The sequence below is a fragment of the Mycobacterium sp. IS-836 genome, assembly GCF_001954275.1.
GTDB lineage: Bacteria > Actinomycetota > Actinomycetes > Mycobacteriales > Mycobacteriaceae > Mycobacterium.
This window is the reverse complement of sequence record NZ_MBEU01000030.1, coordinates 98,062-112,607: the sequence shown is the minus strand read 5'-3', so window position 1 is coordinate 112,607 and position 14,546 is coordinate 98,062. Positions and strand designations below refer to the sequence as shown.

Here is a 14,546-nt window from a genome sequence, read left to right as displayed (position 1 = left end):
GGTGCTGGTGGCCTCAAGCGCGCCGACCCGCTCTATAAATGTGTCCGTATCGATTTCCTCATCACCGGCTACCTCGGTGGGCGGCGGGGGAAGCGGCCTCGGCACCAGGGGGCTGACGACCGGCGGCGCCGGTGCGACGCTGGGCGCCGGCGGTGCCTGCCGGTGTTCGATGCCCGTCAGCGAGTAGGCCACGCCGCCGACCGCGGTCATGGCCACCAGGGCGGATAGCCCAATGATCAACTGGGACAGCCGGAATCGCCGCCAGGGTCGTTCTGGAGGCGGTTCGATCACGTTGAGACGCATCGACCAGCCGGACGGGCCATCCTCGTCGTAGGCGGCCGGCGTGTACGGCAACCGCACATCGCCGGGATATTCGGTTTGAGACCAAGCCAACTCGCGATCCGTCATCGCGTCGTGGTCGATCACCAGCACGTCGCCGGCCGCGAGTTCGGTGACGTCGCCGCCCGCAGACGTGGTGAGCAGGCCGAAGGATGTGCGCGTACGGAGCTCCACTTCCTCACCCCGGGAAGCCAACATCAAAGCGCCGGCCGCCGCGGCGACCGCCGGCTGCGACGGTGTGACGACCGGTCGGCGGGAATGCACCGAAAGGCGCTCGGTGACAAGCGGAATGCTGGCGCCGCCACCGACGGTGACCACCGCCGCGAGGTCCGTCCAGCTCTTGCCCTGCCGGGCCAGCATGTCGTCGAACGCATAGATGAATCCGCTCAGGCGATCCTGTATCAGGTCGCCCAGCTCGTCGCGAGTGAGCCTCATGCTGCATCGGCGGCCACCGAGCTCGGCGCCGAATTCGATCACCGTCTCGGTGGACAGCCGCTCCTTGGCCACGCGGCATTGCTCGCTGAGCAGGCCGAGTTGGCCGACGGCCGCGGTGCTGGCGGGGTCGATACCGCTGCCGTGTCCGAGTTCCTCGAAGACCCGAAGCAACAGCGCCTGATCGATCTCGTCGCCGGAGAACTCTGCGTAACGCAATGTGGGACTGACGGGTTCGAAATCGCCGGCGATGCTCACCAACGTCGCGGACGTGCCGGATCCGCCGAAATCGAGCAGCCCGACCACACCGGTCGCCGCGAGGCACAGCTCAGCGTTCGCGGCCGTCAACGACGCGATCGTGTCCGAGACCAACCGGGGCGCCACGCCGCTGCGGACGAAGCCCAGATGCGTTCGTAGCCCGTCACGCAGCGCCTGCACCGTCGACGGCTGCCAATATGCCGGAACCGCAATGGAGATCTCCGAGGAGGCCGCGTCCGCACCGGCGGCGAGCACCATCGCGTCCAGGGCCTCGACCAACAACAGGTCCGGGTCGTGAGCGGACCCGTCGGGGGAGACGAGCGCCACCGAATCACCGACCCGCTCCACGAAGCCGCGCATGAGCACGCCTTGTTCGCTCAACGGCAGATTGTCGTCGAGCAGACCGATTTTCGGCGCGCAGTGCGGATACAGCGTGAGCACAGCGCGGCGTGAAACCGGTGGACTTCCGTTACTGGCGGCGACCAGGTTTGTGGTCCCGATCGACAACCCGAGCGGGTCGTACATAGATCGAAAACTTTCGTCTATAGGGGTCGGTGGCCAGCGTTAACCTTAGCCGTGGACACGCTCAAAGCAGATGGCTTGCAATGCCATTGGTATACGCTCGATGCGGTTGTGTCACCGAAGCGGTACCGAAAACCCCTTGACAAGGGGCGTGAAGTCACACCACCGTCAGCGGCAGCGAACGCCTCGGCTCGAACTGGAATGACGCTCCGCGACTGACCTTCGCCACCGATACCTCTGGCAGTTCGGCTGCGGGCGTGTCGGTTTCAATCACTTCCGCGATCCAGTCGGTATCGGTGCCGCAAACCTCAACGGCGAGCCGCGGATTCACGGCCGTCGCAATCGCTTGCAGCGGCTGCGCGGATCCGGGTGAGCACAGCGATATCCAGGCGCCGTCGTCGTGTGCCGGCGAGGCGTGCACGGCCAGGCGGTTAGCGTCGGTCTCCGCCACGACATAGCCTGCCGGGTTCATCAGCGGGTGCAGCTCGAGAACCCGCATCGCCCCGTCGACCCCGTCGGGTAACCCGAGCGCGCGATGGATCCGCTCCGCGGCCAGCCCGGCCAGGCCGATCAGGCCGCGGGTGCCGATGGACACGGCTTCGGCGTTGTCGGCCGCGCGTGCCCGCACCGCGACCGCGAACGACAGGTACAGCAGGTGCATCTGCAGGCAGATCTCGTCGGCCATCCGGACCAGCGCCGAGTGAGAGAACGCGGCGAAGTCGAAGTCGGACAGCAGCGCACCGGAGTAATCCGGCTGGCCCTCGTCGGATCGATCGATGGGGTCGAGTTCCCATGTCGCAGCGCGGGTTTGACGGACGATGTCCAATGCCGGAATGCTCTTGGCCTCGGGATAGGACCCGTCGATGATCACCGTCCACGCACAATGTGGATGACGATCCGCGGGAACCCGCGGCGGCCGGTGGATGGGGCGCATCTGCGCGCGGGGGTTGGTCGCCACCGCGGTGGCGTCGAACGTCGGGTCCTCGATGGTGTGGCACATCCCGAACACGTATTCCTCGCCCATCGGCTCCACGTCGAGCAGGGCGCCGCAGTGGTCGAGTTGAAATTCGCCGTGCCAGCGGTCGTGAATGGTGTAGCGGAAATCCATGAATTGCGGCGGGGCGCCGATGTCGAGCTGCAGGCCCTTGAAGATGGTGGGCACGTCGTCGCCCTCGTAGTTCAGCGCGCGCTGCATCCGCTTGGTGTAGATCGGGCTGGCGCCCGCCCACTCCTCGATGGCGATCTGCACCATCTCCTCGCGGCCGAACGCATTGATGCACCAGGCCATCCCGGAACGGTCGATCATGTGCCCGATCAGGAGCAGCTCGGGAACCAGGACGGTCAGCTGCTCGCGCGACAACGACGCGTATCGGGATCCGCTCACCGCCCAAAAATAGACTCGACTATGTTATAAAGTCAACAATGTCCATTGCCGCAGGCCAGACAACCGGGCGCACGGTCGGTCCCACCCGGCGCACCACCGCGCCGCGCAAACGCGGCGACGATACCCGCGCGAAGATCATCGACGAGACGGTCCGCTGCATCGTGGAGGAGGGCTTCGCCGCGGCCACCGCCAAGCACGTGGCCGAACGCGCGGGCGTGACGTGGGGGGTCATCCAGTACCACTTCGGCGACCGCCACGGCCTGTTGATGGCCGTCGTCGACGACGGAGTGGACAGACTGATCGAGAGCCTGTCGTCGGCGGACGTCAGCGAGCTGCCGCTGCGCGAGCGCATCGAAGTCGTCGTCGACACCGCGTGGAGCTGTTACAGCAGCCCCACTTCGATGGCCGCCTTCGAGATTCTGCGGGTGACGCGCGGCGGCCCGGGCGAATCCTCGCGGCGGCATCTGCTCGAGATGAACTCCGCGATCGGCCAACTCGGCCGGCTGATCACCGAGGATCCCGCGAATGCCGGTGTGGCCGAGGTGATCTGGGCCGCGCTGCGGGGTGTGGTGCTGGCGCAGATGATCACCGGCACGCCCATCGATTGGAGCCTGGAACGACGCGCCCTGATCGACATGGTCACCCGTGTGCTGCAATGACGGGATGACCCCTCAAGACTTCGCGGACATCGAAGCCATCAAGCAAGTCAAATACCGCTACCTGCGTGCGCTGGACACCAAGCATTGGGACGACTTCGCGGACACACTGGCCGAGGACATCACGGCCGACTACGGCCCGTCGATCGGCAACGAACTGCACTTCACCAACCGCGCCGACCTCGTCGAGTACATGCGGACATCGCTGCCCCTCAACGTCATCACCGAGCACCGGGTGACCCATCCGGACATCACCGTGGACGGCGACACCGCCACGGGCAGCTGGTATCTCCAAGACCGGGTCATCGTCGCCGACCTCAACTTCATGCTGATCGGCGCCGCCTTCTACCGCGACACCTACCGGCGCACCGATGCCGGTTGGAAGATCAGCGGAACCGGTTACGACAGGACCTACGACGCCACAATGTCGTTGGAGGGCATGGACTTTAAGATCAAGCCCGGCCGCGCGCTGGCGACATAAAGCCCGACTATTTCGTAATCGCGATTACCGCGCCGGGTTGCAGCCATTTCATGATCGACACCAGCTGCGCGTCGTCGATCGCGACGCAGCCCTCGGTGGGTCCACCATCGGTGGTGTGGAAGAAGAACGCCGCGCCGCCGCCGGGAACCTTGTTCTTGTTGACGCCCATCACAACCGCGTGCTTGTACTGCGGGATTTCCAGGTTCTCGCTGTCGGCCGTGTTGAACGGGCACTGCGACTTCTGGCAGACCTGCATGGAGTTGAACGTGGGGCTGTGGTCGTCGCCGCTCCACCAGTGGTTCGGTCCGACCTGCGTGTACGGCAGACCGGTGCCCGGATTCGGCGCCGTGCCGAAAGCGGAGTCGAGGGAGTAGACGCCCATCGGGGTGGCCGGAACCCCGCTCTTGGCCTGCGGCGCCATGCCCGCCGAGCCGACGTGGGTGGGAATGCCGCTCCGCAGGTCCTGCCAGCCGGCGGCGGTGCGTTGCCAGACGTCCATCGTCGCGTTCGAACCGCCGGTGCTCACCACCGAAACCACTTGTGTGGCATTGCCAACCGAGTTGGCGAACCAGGGGGTGGCCGCGCCGCTCACCGGCGCGAGGAATACCGACGCACATATCACGCACGCCGCGGCGCACAGCAAAGCTAGCAGTCGGCGCATGGAGTCAATGGTCAGGTGGCGGCAACCCCAGGTCAAGTTAAGTTTTGGGCCCGATTGTGTCACCCTGGCGTGATCAACCGGCGCCGAGCGTGGGCACCGGCGGCCAAGACGCGCGGGCCATACCGAGTCATACTGGCGTCATGGCGGTCTTTGTCCGGAGGTTGTTCGGCATCGGCAAGCTACCCGAAGACCTGCACGCTCAGGTCGAAGCGGAGGGCCTCATCTATCTCGCCGACTACGTCGCGGTGACCCGGCGGTTCAGCGGCGTGATACCGGGCGCGCGGTTGCCGCACAGCGTGGCCAGCTACTCGGGCTCGCTGGTGTTCACGTCGGAGCGGGTGCTGGCGACGTTGTCAATGCTGCCGAAGCTGGCCGGTCCGACCGTCGACGTGCGCTGGGACGCTCCCCAGACGGGCGCGGCGAAGGCCGAGATTTCGGCGACCGGATTGGAGGTCAACCTCGATGTCGCCGAAGTCGACCCGAAGTTCAGCGGCGAACTCGAGCTGCACTACAAGGCGACCATCCCGGAGGACGTCCTCGACGTGCTGCCGCTGCGGTCGCTGGCCTTCGACGTGCCGGCCGAATACGTCATTCGGGCGGTCGGCGTCACTTATAGTCCGTGAGCGTGATCCGGGGCCAGGGCGGCTGCCGGAGCACCGCCAAGCTGGCGATCACCGCCGCCAACAGGCCGGTAAGCACTCCGATCAGCGCGACCCGGTTGGAATCCACGGCCGCCACCCAGCGCGCCTCGCCGCCGCGGATCACGAACACACCGACCGGTTTGGCCACCGGGATCACCGTGGCGCCGTCGGGCGTCTGGTACGGCTGGCCGTAGCCACCTGCGACGCTGCCGTCGGTGGGCAGCTGCTCGAATGCGGGGAAATTACCGGAAAGCTTCACGCGACACTCCCTTCGTGACGAACCGCTCCGAAGCATTTTCCTCCGCCGCGATTCTTACGATGGCCGTGTGAGTGATCACGCATTCAATCCGCAGGAGCGCCGTGCCGTGTACCGGGTGATCTCCGAGCGCCGCGACATGCGCCGGTTCGTACGGGGCGGCGTGGTGCCCCATGACGTGCTGGTTCGTCTGCTGCAGGCGGCGCATGCCGCGCCTAGTGTCGGCCTCATGCAGCCGTGGCGCTTCATCCGGATCACCGATGACCTGCTGCGAAGGCGCATTCACGCGCTCGTCGACGAGGAGCGCCCGCGCACCGCCGCCGCCCTGGGAGAGCGGGGCGAGGAGTTTCTGGCGCTCAAGGTCGAGGGCATCCTGGACTGCGCCGAGCTTTTCGTGGTCGCGCTGGGTGACGACCGTGGTCGGCACATCTTCGGCCGGCGGACGTTGCCGCAGATGGATCTCGCGTCGGTGTCGTGCGCAATCCAGAACCTGTGGCTGGCGGCCCGCTCGGAAGGCCTCGGCATGGGCTGGGTCTCCCTGTTCGAGCCGCGCCGGTTGGCGGACCTGCTGGGCATGCCCGACGACGCCGAACCGGTGGCCATCCTGTGCCTGGGCCCGGTGCCCGAATTTCCCGACCGCCCGGCGTTGGAACTGGACGGCTGGACCGTCGGGCGGCCGCTGTCGGAGTTCGTCTCCGAAAACCACTGGGGCCAGCCGGCGCGGGACAACGGCGCGGTGACGATGTGACGGAGTCGACGGGCGAGAACGTCCTGATCGTGCATTGGCACGACCTCGGACGCCACCTCGGCGCCTACGGCAACCCGGATGTGTCCAGCCCACGCCTGGACAAACTTGCCGCCGAGGGCATCCTGTTTACCCGCGCCCACGCCACCGCGCCGCTGTGCTCGCCGTCTCGGGGATCGCTGTTCACCGGGCGCTACCCGCAGAGCAACGGGCTCGTCGGCCTGGCCCACCACGGCTGGGAGTACCGCAGCGGAGTCCGCACCCTTCCCCAGATATTGTCCGGATCGGGTTGGTACTCAGCGCTTTTCGGTATGCAGCACGAGACGTCGTATCCGAAGCGCCTCGGGTTCGACGAATTCGACGTGTCGAACTCCTACTGCGAATACGTGGTGGACAGGGTCCGGGACTGGCTGCATCAGGGCGCGCCGGCGCTATCCGAGCAACCGTTCTTGTTGACGGCCGGGTTCTTTGAAACCCACCGGCCCTTCTCGCGCGATCGCTATGCGCCGGCCGACCGCGCCGCCGTCGACCTGCCCGACTACCTGCCGGACACTCCCGAGGTACGCCAGGATCTCGCGGACTTTTACGGATCCATCGCCACCGCGGACGCCGCGGTGGGCGAGCTCCTGGACACGCTGGCCGAGACCGGACTGGACGCCAACACCTGGGTGGTGTTCCTGACCGATCACGGCGCGGCGTTCCCGCGCGCCAAATCCACTCTGTACGACGCCGGAACGGGCATCGCCATGATGATCCGCCCGCCCACCAACCGGAACATCGCGCCGCGGGTCTACGACGAATTGTTCAGCGGCGTGGACCTGGTCCCCACCCTGCTGGACCTGCTGGGCCTCGACATCCCGGCCGAAGTCGACGGCGTATCGCACGCGCACGCCCTGCTCACCCCGGACAACCACGCCGACCCCGTGCGCGACCACGTCTACACGATGAAGACCTATCACGACTCCTTCGACCCGATCCGCGCAATTCGCACAAAGGAATACAGCTACATCGAGAACTACGTGCCGCGGCCGGTGCTGGACCTGCCGTGGGACATCGAGGAAAGCCCGTCCGGCATAGCCGTCGCGCCCTTCGTCAAGGCGCCGCGTCCGCAGCGCGAACTCTACGATCTGCGCGCGGACCCCACCGAGACGGTCAACTTGCTGACCGGTGGCGGCACCGGGATGGAGGTGATCGCGTCCGATCTGGCTGTGCGCCTGCATGATTGGCGCCAACGAACCGGAGACGTCATTCCTTCGGACTTCGCCGGCACCCGCATCGCGCAGCGCTATACCGAGACATATCTACGGATCCATCACAGGGCGCCCACCAGCCGCTCGGCGATCGCCGTCGACCGCGGTGTCGAGGAAGAGGCAGCGCCGCCCGAGCAATAGTTGCGTTCAGCGTGAAGCTAATTCGCGGCGATTCTGCCGCAATGAGTTGCGCGGTAGGCTAATCCGATGTCCGCGACGTCCTATCTGGTACTCGCCACACAGCGCAGCGGCAGCACCCTGCTGGTGGAATCGCTGCGCGCGACCGGATGCGCCGGGGAACCGCAAGAGTTTTTCCAATACCTGCCGTCCACCGGCATGGCGCCCCAGCCCCGGCAGTGGTTCGCCGATGCCGAGGACGAGTCGATCCTGCGACTGCTCGATCCGCTTGTTCCCGGCACCCCGGACCCCGCGACGCCGGAGGCGTGGCGCGAGCACATCCGTAGTTCCGGCCGTACGCCCAACGGCATCTGGGGCGGCAAGCTGATGTGGAACCAGACGCCGCTGTTGCTGGAGCGCGCGGCTAAGCTCCCGGACCGCTCGGGTGACACCCTGGGCGCGGCGATCCGCGATGTGATCGGCAGCGAGCCGGTCTACGTGCACGTCTATCGACCGGACGTGGTGTCGCAGGCGGTGTCGTTCTGGCGCGCCGTGCAGACCCAGGTGTGGCGGGGCCGGCCGGACCCCGAGCGCGACTCGCGAGCCGACTATCACGCGGGCGCCATCGCACACATCGTCAGGAACCTGCGGGGCCAGGAAACGAGCTGGCGCGCTTGGTTCGCCGAGGAAGCCATTGAACCGATCGACATCTCCTACCCGGTGCTGTGGCGCAACCTGACTTCGATCGTCGCCGACATTCTCATCGCCCTCGGACAGGATCCGAAGCTGGCTCCCCCGCCGATGCTGGAACGGCAGGCCAATCAGCGCTCCGACGAGTGGGTCGACCGCTATCGGGAAGAGGCGCCGGCGCTGGGGCTACCCACCTGAGGGTTGCGAGCCGCCGACCTGGGCGACGATGAACACCCGCCGGAACGGGAAGATCGTCGTCCCGTCGGACCGGGCCGGATAGGCATCGTCGAGCAACGGGATGAGTTCCTGGCGAAATTCCTCCCAGCTCTCGTCGTCGAGGCGCTCGCGGACCGGGACCAGCGCGGTGCCGGTGATCCATTCCAGCACCGGGTGCTCGCCGGTCAGCTGGTGTAGATACGTGGTCTCCCAGACGTCCACCCGGCATCCGGCGTCCATCAGAAGATTGGCGTAATGCGTCGGTGACTGGACCACCGCCCCGACACGAAATGGTATGTCGCGCATGGTTTTTGCGTAGTGCTCGCGGCGAGCCACCGCCCGCACCGCGGCATGCGACGGCGTGTCGAAGTTGGCCGGGATCTGGGCGCCGATCCAGGATCCGGGCGCCAGTTCACCGGTCCAGCGCAGCAGCAGGTCGGCGTGTTCGGGCACCCAGTGCAGCGCCGCGTTGCTGATCACCACGTCGGTGTCGGGCTTGGGCTTCCACTCCCGCAAGTCACCGGTGGTGGCGTCGATGCCGCGCTCCCGCGCGGCCGCGACCATCTCGGGTGAGCTGTCCATCGCCTCGATCACCGCGCCGGGCCAGCGCTTGGACAGGTACTTGGTCAGGTGGCCGGGGCCGCAACCGAGGTCGACGACGCGGCGGGCGCGCTCGGCACCTACCCGCGAAAGCAAGTCGTAAAACGGGCGGCTGCGATGGTCGGCAAACGCCAGGTAGACGTCGGGATCCCACATGGCGGTCCTCCTGATCGATACCGTCGCTAGTCCGCTGATAGACAGAACCGTATTACCGTATGCGCTCCCGGCGCCGCCCGAGTGGGCCCGCATTCCACAGCGCCGATCCGAAACCGGCCAAGCGCCCCGGCCGGTCGGGCTAGCATCGGCGTTCGTGACGTTCGATCCCACGCCCATTCCGCTTCCCGACGCGCCCGGCGCCGACGTCCCGCCCGGCGCCGAGGGATTGCCGCCGCGCTCCGCCTTGTCGCCCCGCGATCGGATGGTCGTCGAGGCATCCGCGGTCGGGGATCTCGCGCTGCGCACCTGGGTCTCGTCCGTGCTGGCGACCACGGTCGCACCGGTCGTTCTCGCCACCTCGGTGCGCCAGGCCGCCTCCACCGAACGCGACAACCTGAACTTCTACGCCGAGTTGGCGGCCGAGCACGATCCGGCGACGTCGTTTCCGGCGCCCACCGAACTGCCGCGGGTGTCATCGCGGCCGGCCAGTCGGCTCGCGGAGTGGATTGCCCGCGGCACCGTGGACAACATCGCGTTCCCCAGCAGCTTCACGGCGATCAATCCCGCCATGCGCGGGCAATGGAGCGCGTGGGGGTCGAACAACACCGTGCGCGCGCAGCACTGGCGGCACGACGACGGACCGCGCCCAACGCTGTGCGTCATCCACGGTTTCATGGGATCGTCGTATCTGGCGAACGGGCGATTCTTCTCCCTCCCTTGGTATTACCGGTCCGGCTACGACGTCTTGATGTACACGTTGCCGTTTCACGGCCAACGGGCCGAAAGGTTCTCGCCGTTCAGCGGATTCGGCTATTTCGCCGGCGGACTGAGCGGCTTCGCGGAGGCGATGGCCCAGGCCGTGCACGACTTCCGTTCCATCGTGGACTATTTGCGCCACACCGGCGTCGAGCGCATCGCGCTGACCGGGATCTCGCTGGGCGGTTACACGTCCGCGCTCGTGGCCTCGGTCGACGACCGGCTCGAGGCCGTCATTCCCAACTGCCCCGTCGTCACTCCCGCGACGATGTTCGACGAATGGTTCCCCGCCAACAAACTTGTCGGGCTCGGCCTGCGGCTGTCCAAGATCAGCCGTGAGGAGTTAAACGCCGGGCTGTCCTATCACTGCCCGCTGAACTACCGGCCGCTGGTCGACCGTCGGATGATCATCACCGGTCTGGGTGACCGGATGGCCCCGCCGGACCAGGCCGTGATGCTGTGGCGGCATTGGGATCACTGTGCGCTGCACTGGTTTCCGGGCAGTCATGTGCTGCACATCAGTCAGCTCGACTATCTGCGCCGGATGACCAGCTTCCTGCATGGATTCATGTTCGACTGACGGCCTCGGTCCGCGGTTCCCGGTGCTTCCCGGCCGCCGCGCTGGGCCAGCGCAGCCGCGTCAGCAGGTCGGCGGGTGCATCCGTGTGCCCGTCGAGGCGTTCCGTGGACGACAAATCCAGCGCCGCCAACGCCGGCTGGTGGTTTCCGCGTTGCGGCGTCAAGCCGTCCAGCGGTGCACCGCTTTTCGGCGGGGCCTCGGTGAGGAATGCACATGCGGCCGCGATCGTGGCGCGGTTTCCCGGCCCGGAGGCGGCGATCTCCAGGGCCGTGCACGTCTCGCGCGCCGGATAGGACCGGATCGCGTCCAAAGTGTCCGCTAATCCGTCGTCGACGCTGACTTGGTATGCCGCAATGTAATCCGAGCCGCCGCGCTGCACACCGCGCCACGTCTCGCGGACATTCGGGGTGAGCAACCGAGGCACGTCGTCGGGCCCGACGGTGCCGGCCTCCCACCCGAGCTCACGAAGATGATCGGCGAGCCGGCGCACCGCGACCTCGGCCGTCTCGTGCAACGGGATCCGCGCCGAGCGCGCCCGCAGCGCCGTCAGATTGTCGGCGGCCGACACGGTGAGCCCGATCCAGGTCTCCCGGCGCGATGCGTCGGATTCGTTGCCGCGGCTGGTGATTCGGATCTTGTCGGCGCGGATGCCGTAGCGATCCAGATACCCGGCGATCACCGGCAGCGGCAGGGCATCCGAATCGCCGACCGGGGCCCCGATGCGCAGCAGCGCGGTGGTCTTGGTGGCGGGCCCGGACCGCGGTACGAATCCGCTCCGGCGTCCGATGATCGCGAGCCGGCGGCCCGCGATGGTGGTGAAGTACAGTCCACGCGACCAGCCGAATAGCACGATCACGGCGAAGGCGGCGATACCGAGCAGCCAGTAGTCGCGGGTGGACTGCCAGGGGTAGGCCAGCACCGCGGGCACGACGGCCAACGCCGCCAAGGTGATTCGGCCGCTTCCTGGAACAGGTGGCGCACTCACGGGGTGGTCTCCTTTCGTCGGACGATCGCGGCGATGCCGGCGACGGCCGCGACGAGCAAAGCCAGCGCGGCGGTCCCGACGAACGCGACGGTCCGTGGTGTGGTGTCTCTCGGCGCCGGCGCCGGCGGTACGGCCACCGGCTTCGCCGCGGCCGCGCCGGGCCCGTTGCCGGCGGGCAGCTCCCAGGTCAGCGCCGCCACCGCGTCGACGCTGCCCGCGCCGACGACATTCGACGGCGCGCGGGCACCGTTGTGCGCGGTCGCCGTGATGCGGTGGATCGCCTGGGCGGCCGTCAGATCCGGGTACTTGCTGCGGACCAGCGCCGCGACACCGGCCACATAAGCGGCCGCATAGCTGGTGCCGCTCAGTGCGATCTGCTGCTGGTGGTCGTCGGGCAGGCCGTTGGCGAGACCGCCGCCGTCCCGGTTGCTCACCGACGCAATGTTTTCGCCCGGTGCCGCGACACCCACCCACGGTCCGGCCATGGTGAATTTCGAGGCCTGGCCATCCGGTGTCAGGGACGCCGCCGACAGCACGTACGGCTGCCACCACGACGGGATGGAAACCGACGCGACGCCGGCCCAGTTCCGCGGATCACCGGGACGCCCCAGGTCGGTAAGCGGGTTCGATTCGCAGGACGTTCCGCCGCCCACCGATCCCGTCGCCCCGGTATTGCCCGCGGCGGCCACGATGACCGCGTCCTTGTCCACGGCCGCATACCGGATCGCCGCACCCAGCGCGGCCTGGTCGACGGGCCGGTCGGCGGGCAGGCAGGTCACCGTGGAGATGTTGATCACCTTCGCGCCCAGGTCGGCCGCATGCACGATCGCGCGGGCCAGCGTCGCGATGTCGAAGGAGGCGCGCGCCAGCATCGGATCCCCGCCCGGCGTTCTCGGTGAGAACTTGGCCGACATCGCCCGCAGCGACAGCACCCGCGCCGCGGGCGCTACGCCCGAAAAGCCGTCTTCGCCGGCGGGCTGCCCGGCAATGATGCCGGCGACCAGGGTGCCGTGCCCGTCGCAATCGGTCAGGCCGTCGGTCGTCTCCACGTAGTCACCGCCGGGTTCGACGTTGGGCAGCCGCGGGCCGGGTCGTACCCCGGTGTCGATGACCGCGACCAGCTGGCCTTCGCCGCGGGAAAACTGCCAGGCCCCAGGCAGATTCAGCATCGCCTGGCTGCGCGTCACCACACCGGGATCGGTGCCGGGGATGACACCGGAGGTAGTGCACGGGCCGCGCTGCTCCATCGACTCCCCGGGTCCCGGGGTGCCGCCGGGCGGTGGCACGCCGGGGTCGACCGCCGGCGGACTCACCGCGAACGCGGGCGGAGCGGCCCACGCCGCGACGGCCAGAGCCGCCGTGGCGCAGGCTAATCCGGTTCGAATCATCGATTGAGTACCCAGCCGAACAGCCCCACCAGGTACGCCATGACCGGGATCAGCGAGCCGTCGAGACCCGCCGCGACGAAGCCCAGCAGCCGACGCGCCGGCAGCGAATAGCTTTCCGGCGACGCGATGCCCGGGTTCAGCGCGACCACCGCCCACACGAGCATGAGCGCGGTCAGCACGAGTACCGCGCCCAGCGCGGCGCCGTAGCGTCCCGTCGCGGCGTAGAGCACGGCGAGGACGCCGGCCGCCAGATACGGCTGAGCGAGCAGCCACGCCTTGCACGCGGCCGAATCCCACACTCGGGCACGCAGGATCGATGCGGCCGCCGTCGCGGCCACCACGTACCAGCCCACCCCGCTCAATGCCTCCGGGCGCAGCGCGATCGCCACCGATCCCAGGACGCTGAGCAGCACCGCGGCGGCAATGAAACCGCTCTGATGGGCGTCGCTGATGCGGACGCGGCGCGGGAAGTCCTCGAGCACCCGCAGCGACGGGGCGGACGGGGTTGGGTCGCCCGGCGCCGGGATGACCGGCAGCGGGAAGCGCGCCCACACCGCGGACAGCTGAGCCGCCTTGATGGTGACCAGCAGGGCCGCCACGATCAGGCCGCAGCCGATGGTCAATGTCGGTAGGCGCCAAATCAATTCGGCACCGGACGCGAGCAGCAGCCCGGCGCCGACCACCGCGGTCGCGGTGAAAAAGCCCACGATCCGCTCGCGCTCGGCGCTGGGAACGATCAGGGCGATCAGGGACCATGCCGTCACGCCGGCCGCGACCAGCATCAGCTGTGCCGCTCCGAATTTCCCGGGCACCGCTAACGCCAGCGCGGCGCCGATCGGCGCCAGCGCCGTGATCGACAGCGCCGTCCCCGCCCCCCGGGGTTTGACCAGCAACCCGGCCAGCGCCGTGAGGGCGGCGATCACACCGACCGCGATCAGCCCGGCCAGCGCGCCGGTCGCCACCCGGTAGGCGACCCCCAGGCCCGTCGCAAGCAAGGCGACCGTGATCACCGCGGCCAGCGCGCCACGCTGGATGTGCGCTGTGCCCCAGGGCTTTAGCCGCGAGGCCGAGAAGATCATGGCGGCGTCGGCGATGTCCTCGACGATCCCCGGCGCGGCCGGACCGACGGGCACCGGCTGCAACGCCAACAGATCCCCGTCGACGACCCCGACGGTGTCGAGGCTGGCGTCCAGGCTGAACGGCGCCCCTCCCACGGGGGCGAGGCTCAGCTGAGAACCGGCCTGGATGTCGCCGGCGTCATCGGACTCGTCGGGCGCCGCGGGAACCACCAAACGCTGCACCGCGGGCAGGATTTCGCGCAGCGGCAACTCCGCGGGCAGCGCCATCTCCGTCAACCTACTCTCCGCGAGGATGGCCACGCGGACGATAGGCATGACAGTGCCGGACGTCACTGGACCCTCGAATACTGGGGC

At 68.1% G+C, this 14,546-nt stretch carries 15 protein-coding genes; 7 read left to right on the top strand and 8 right to left on the bottom strand.

What is annotated here, in order from left to right; genetic code table 11:
* Positions 1–1,554: Hsp70 family protein (locus A5747_RS10235; RefSeq protein ID WP_083700291.1), on the bottom strand; the 1,554-nt coding region annotated here is incomplete at its 3' end.
* 154 nt (positions 1,555–1,708) lie between these two features.
* On the bottom strand, positions 1,709–2,935 hold the full coding sequence (locus tag A5747_RS10230) for a hypothetical protein (RefSeq protein WP_076123690.1): 1,227 nt from the start codon (positions 2,933–2,935) through the stop codon (positions 1,709–1,711).
* A gap of 38 nt (positions 2,936–2,973) precedes the next feature.
* Here A5747_RS10230 and A5747_RS10225 point away from each other — a divergent pair, with 38 nt between their 5' ends.
* Together A5747_RS10225 and A5747_RS10220 are read left to right on the top strand one after the other, a co-directional pair.
* A complete protein-coding gene (locus tag A5747_RS10225; protein ID WP_076123689.1) occupies positions 2,974–3,594 on the top strand; it encodes a TetR/AcrR family transcriptional regulator in 621 nt (206 codons plus the stop codon).
* On the top strand, positions 3,581–4,072 hold the full coding sequence (locus A5747_RS10220) for a nuclear transport factor 2 family protein (protein ID WP_076123688.1): 492 nt from the start codon (positions 3,581–3,583) through the stop codon (positions 4,070–4,072). Before A5747_RS10225 ends, A5747_RS10220 begins: the two co-directional genes overlap by 14 nt.
* Before the next feature lie 7 nt (positions 4,073–4,079).
* Here the strand turns inward: A5747_RS10220 and A5747_RS10215 are convergent, their stop codons facing one another.
* Positions 4,080–4,733, bottom strand: a complete 654-nt coding sequence (locus tag A5747_RS10215; RefSeq protein ID WP_076123687.1) for a L,D-transpeptidase — start codon at positions 4,731–4,733, stop codon at positions 4,080–4,082.
* Between the two features lie 140 nt (positions 4,734–4,873).
* Between A5747_RS10215 and A5747_RS10210 the strand changes: the two genes are divergently transcribed.
* Positions 4,874–5,356 (top strand): hypothetical protein, encoded by a 483-nt coding sequence (locus A5747_RS10210; protein ID WP_076123686.1) that lies wholly within the window; start codon positions 4,874–4,876, stop codon positions 5,354–5,356.
* Here the strand turns inward: A5747_RS10210 and A5747_RS10205 are convergent.
* On the bottom strand, positions 5,340–5,633 hold the full coding sequence (locus tag A5747_RS10205) for a hypothetical protein (RefSeq protein WP_369805046.1): 294 nt from the start codon (positions 5,631–5,633) through the stop codon (positions 5,340–5,342). The two genes, A5747_RS10210 and A5747_RS10205, sit on opposite strands and share 17 nt — an antisense overlap.
* A 67-nt stretch (positions 5,634–5,700) precedes the next feature.
* On the opposite strand from A5747_RS10205, the gene bluB reads away from it, so the two are divergent.
* The 3 genes from bluB (at position 5,701) to A5747_RS10190 (ending at position 8,630) form a co-directional block, all read left to right on the top strand.
* Positions 5,701–6,378, top strand: a complete 678-nt coding sequence (gene bluB / locus A5747_RS10200) for a 5,6-dimethylbenzimidazole synthase (RefSeq protein WP_076123685.1) — start codon at positions 5,701–5,703, stop codon at positions 6,376–6,378.
* Positions 6,375–7,766: a sulfatase gene (locus A5747_RS10195; protein ID WP_076123684.1), complete on the top strand. Its 1,392-nt coding sequence runs from the start codon at positions 6,375–6,377 to the stop codon at positions 7,764–7,766. The genes bluB and A5747_RS10195 overlap by 4 nt, the downstream gene beginning before the upstream one ends.
* Positions 7,767–7,832: 66 nt before the next feature.
* A complete protein-coding gene (locus A5747_RS10190) occupies positions 7,833–8,630 on the top strand; it encodes a Stf0 family sulfotransferase (protein WP_076123683.1) in 798 nt (265 codons plus the stop codon).
* On the opposite strand, the gene A5747_RS10185 is transcribed toward A5747_RS10190, so the two are convergent.
* Complete coding sequence (locus tag A5747_RS10185) at positions 8,619–9,404, bottom strand: trans-aconitate 2-methyltransferase (RefSeq protein ID WP_076123682.1); 786 nt, start codon at positions 9,402–9,404, stop codon at positions 8,619–8,621. The two genes, A5747_RS10190 and A5747_RS10185, sit on opposite strands and share 12 nt — an antisense overlap.
* A 154-nt stretch (positions 9,405–9,558) precedes the next feature.
* Between A5747_RS10185 and A5747_RS10180 the strand changes: the two genes are divergently transcribed.
* The gene (locus A5747_RS10180) at positions 9,559–10,740 is read left to right on the top strand and encodes a S9 family peptidase (RefSeq protein ID WP_076123703.1); all 1,182 of its coding nucleotides are present in this window, start codon (positions 9,559–9,561) and stop codon (positions 10,738–10,740) included.
* Here A5747_RS10180 and eccE read toward each other — a convergent pair.
* From eccE to eccD, 3 genes are read right to left on the bottom strand one after another with little or no spacing between them, the layout of a single operon-like run.
* Entirely contained in the window at positions 10,727–11,725 is a 999-nt protein-coding gene (gene eccE / locus A5747_RS10175; protein WP_083700288.1) for a type VII secretion protein EccE, read from the bottom strand. The genes A5747_RS10180 and eccE overlap by 14 nt on opposite strands.
* Positions 11,722–13,113, bottom strand: coding sequence for a type VII secretion-associated serine protease mycosin (gene mycP, locus A5747_RS10170; RefSeq protein WP_076123681.1), 1,392 nt, complete (start codon positions 13,111–13,113; stop codon positions 11,722–11,724). Before mycP ends, eccE begins: the two co-directional genes overlap by 4 nt.
* Positions 13,110–14,507 (bottom strand): type VII secretion integral membrane protein EccD, encoded by a 1,398-nt coding sequence (gene eccD, locus A5747_RS10165; protein ID WP_142245514.1) that lies wholly within the window; start codon positions 14,505–14,507, stop codon positions 13,110–13,112. The genes mycP and eccD overlap by 4 nt, the downstream gene beginning before the upstream one ends.
* Positions 14,508–14,546 lie beyond the last annotated feature (39 nt).

Coding starts and splice junctions, on each gene's coding strand:
- A5747_RS10225 (WP_076123689.1), top strand. CDS start 2,974: ATGTCCATTGCCGCAGGCCAGACAACCGGGCGCACGGTCGGTCCCACC.
- A5747_RS10215 (WP_076123687.1), bottom strand. CDS start 4,733: ATGCGCCGACTGCTAGCTTTGCTGTGCGCCGCGGCGTGCGTGATATGT.
- A5747_RS10210 (WP_076123686.1), top strand. CDS start 4,874: ATGGCGGTCTTTGTCCGGAGGTTGTTCGGCATCGGCAAGCTACCCGAA.
- A5747_RS10190 (WP_076123683.1), top strand. CDS start 7,833: ATGTCCGCGACGTCCTATCTGGTACTCGCCACACAGCGCAGCGGCAGC.
- A5747_RS10185 (WP_076123682.1), bottom strand. CDS start 9,404: ATGTGGGATCCCGACGTCTACCTGGCGTTTGCCGACCATCGCAGCCGC.
- mycP (WP_076123681.1), bottom strand. CDS start 13,113: ATGATTCGAACCGGATTAGCCTGCGCCACGGCGGCTCTGGCCGTCGCG.
- eccD (WP_142245514.1), bottom strand. CDS start 14,507: ATGCCTATCGTCCGCGTGGCCATCCTCGCGGAGAGTAGGTTGACGGAG.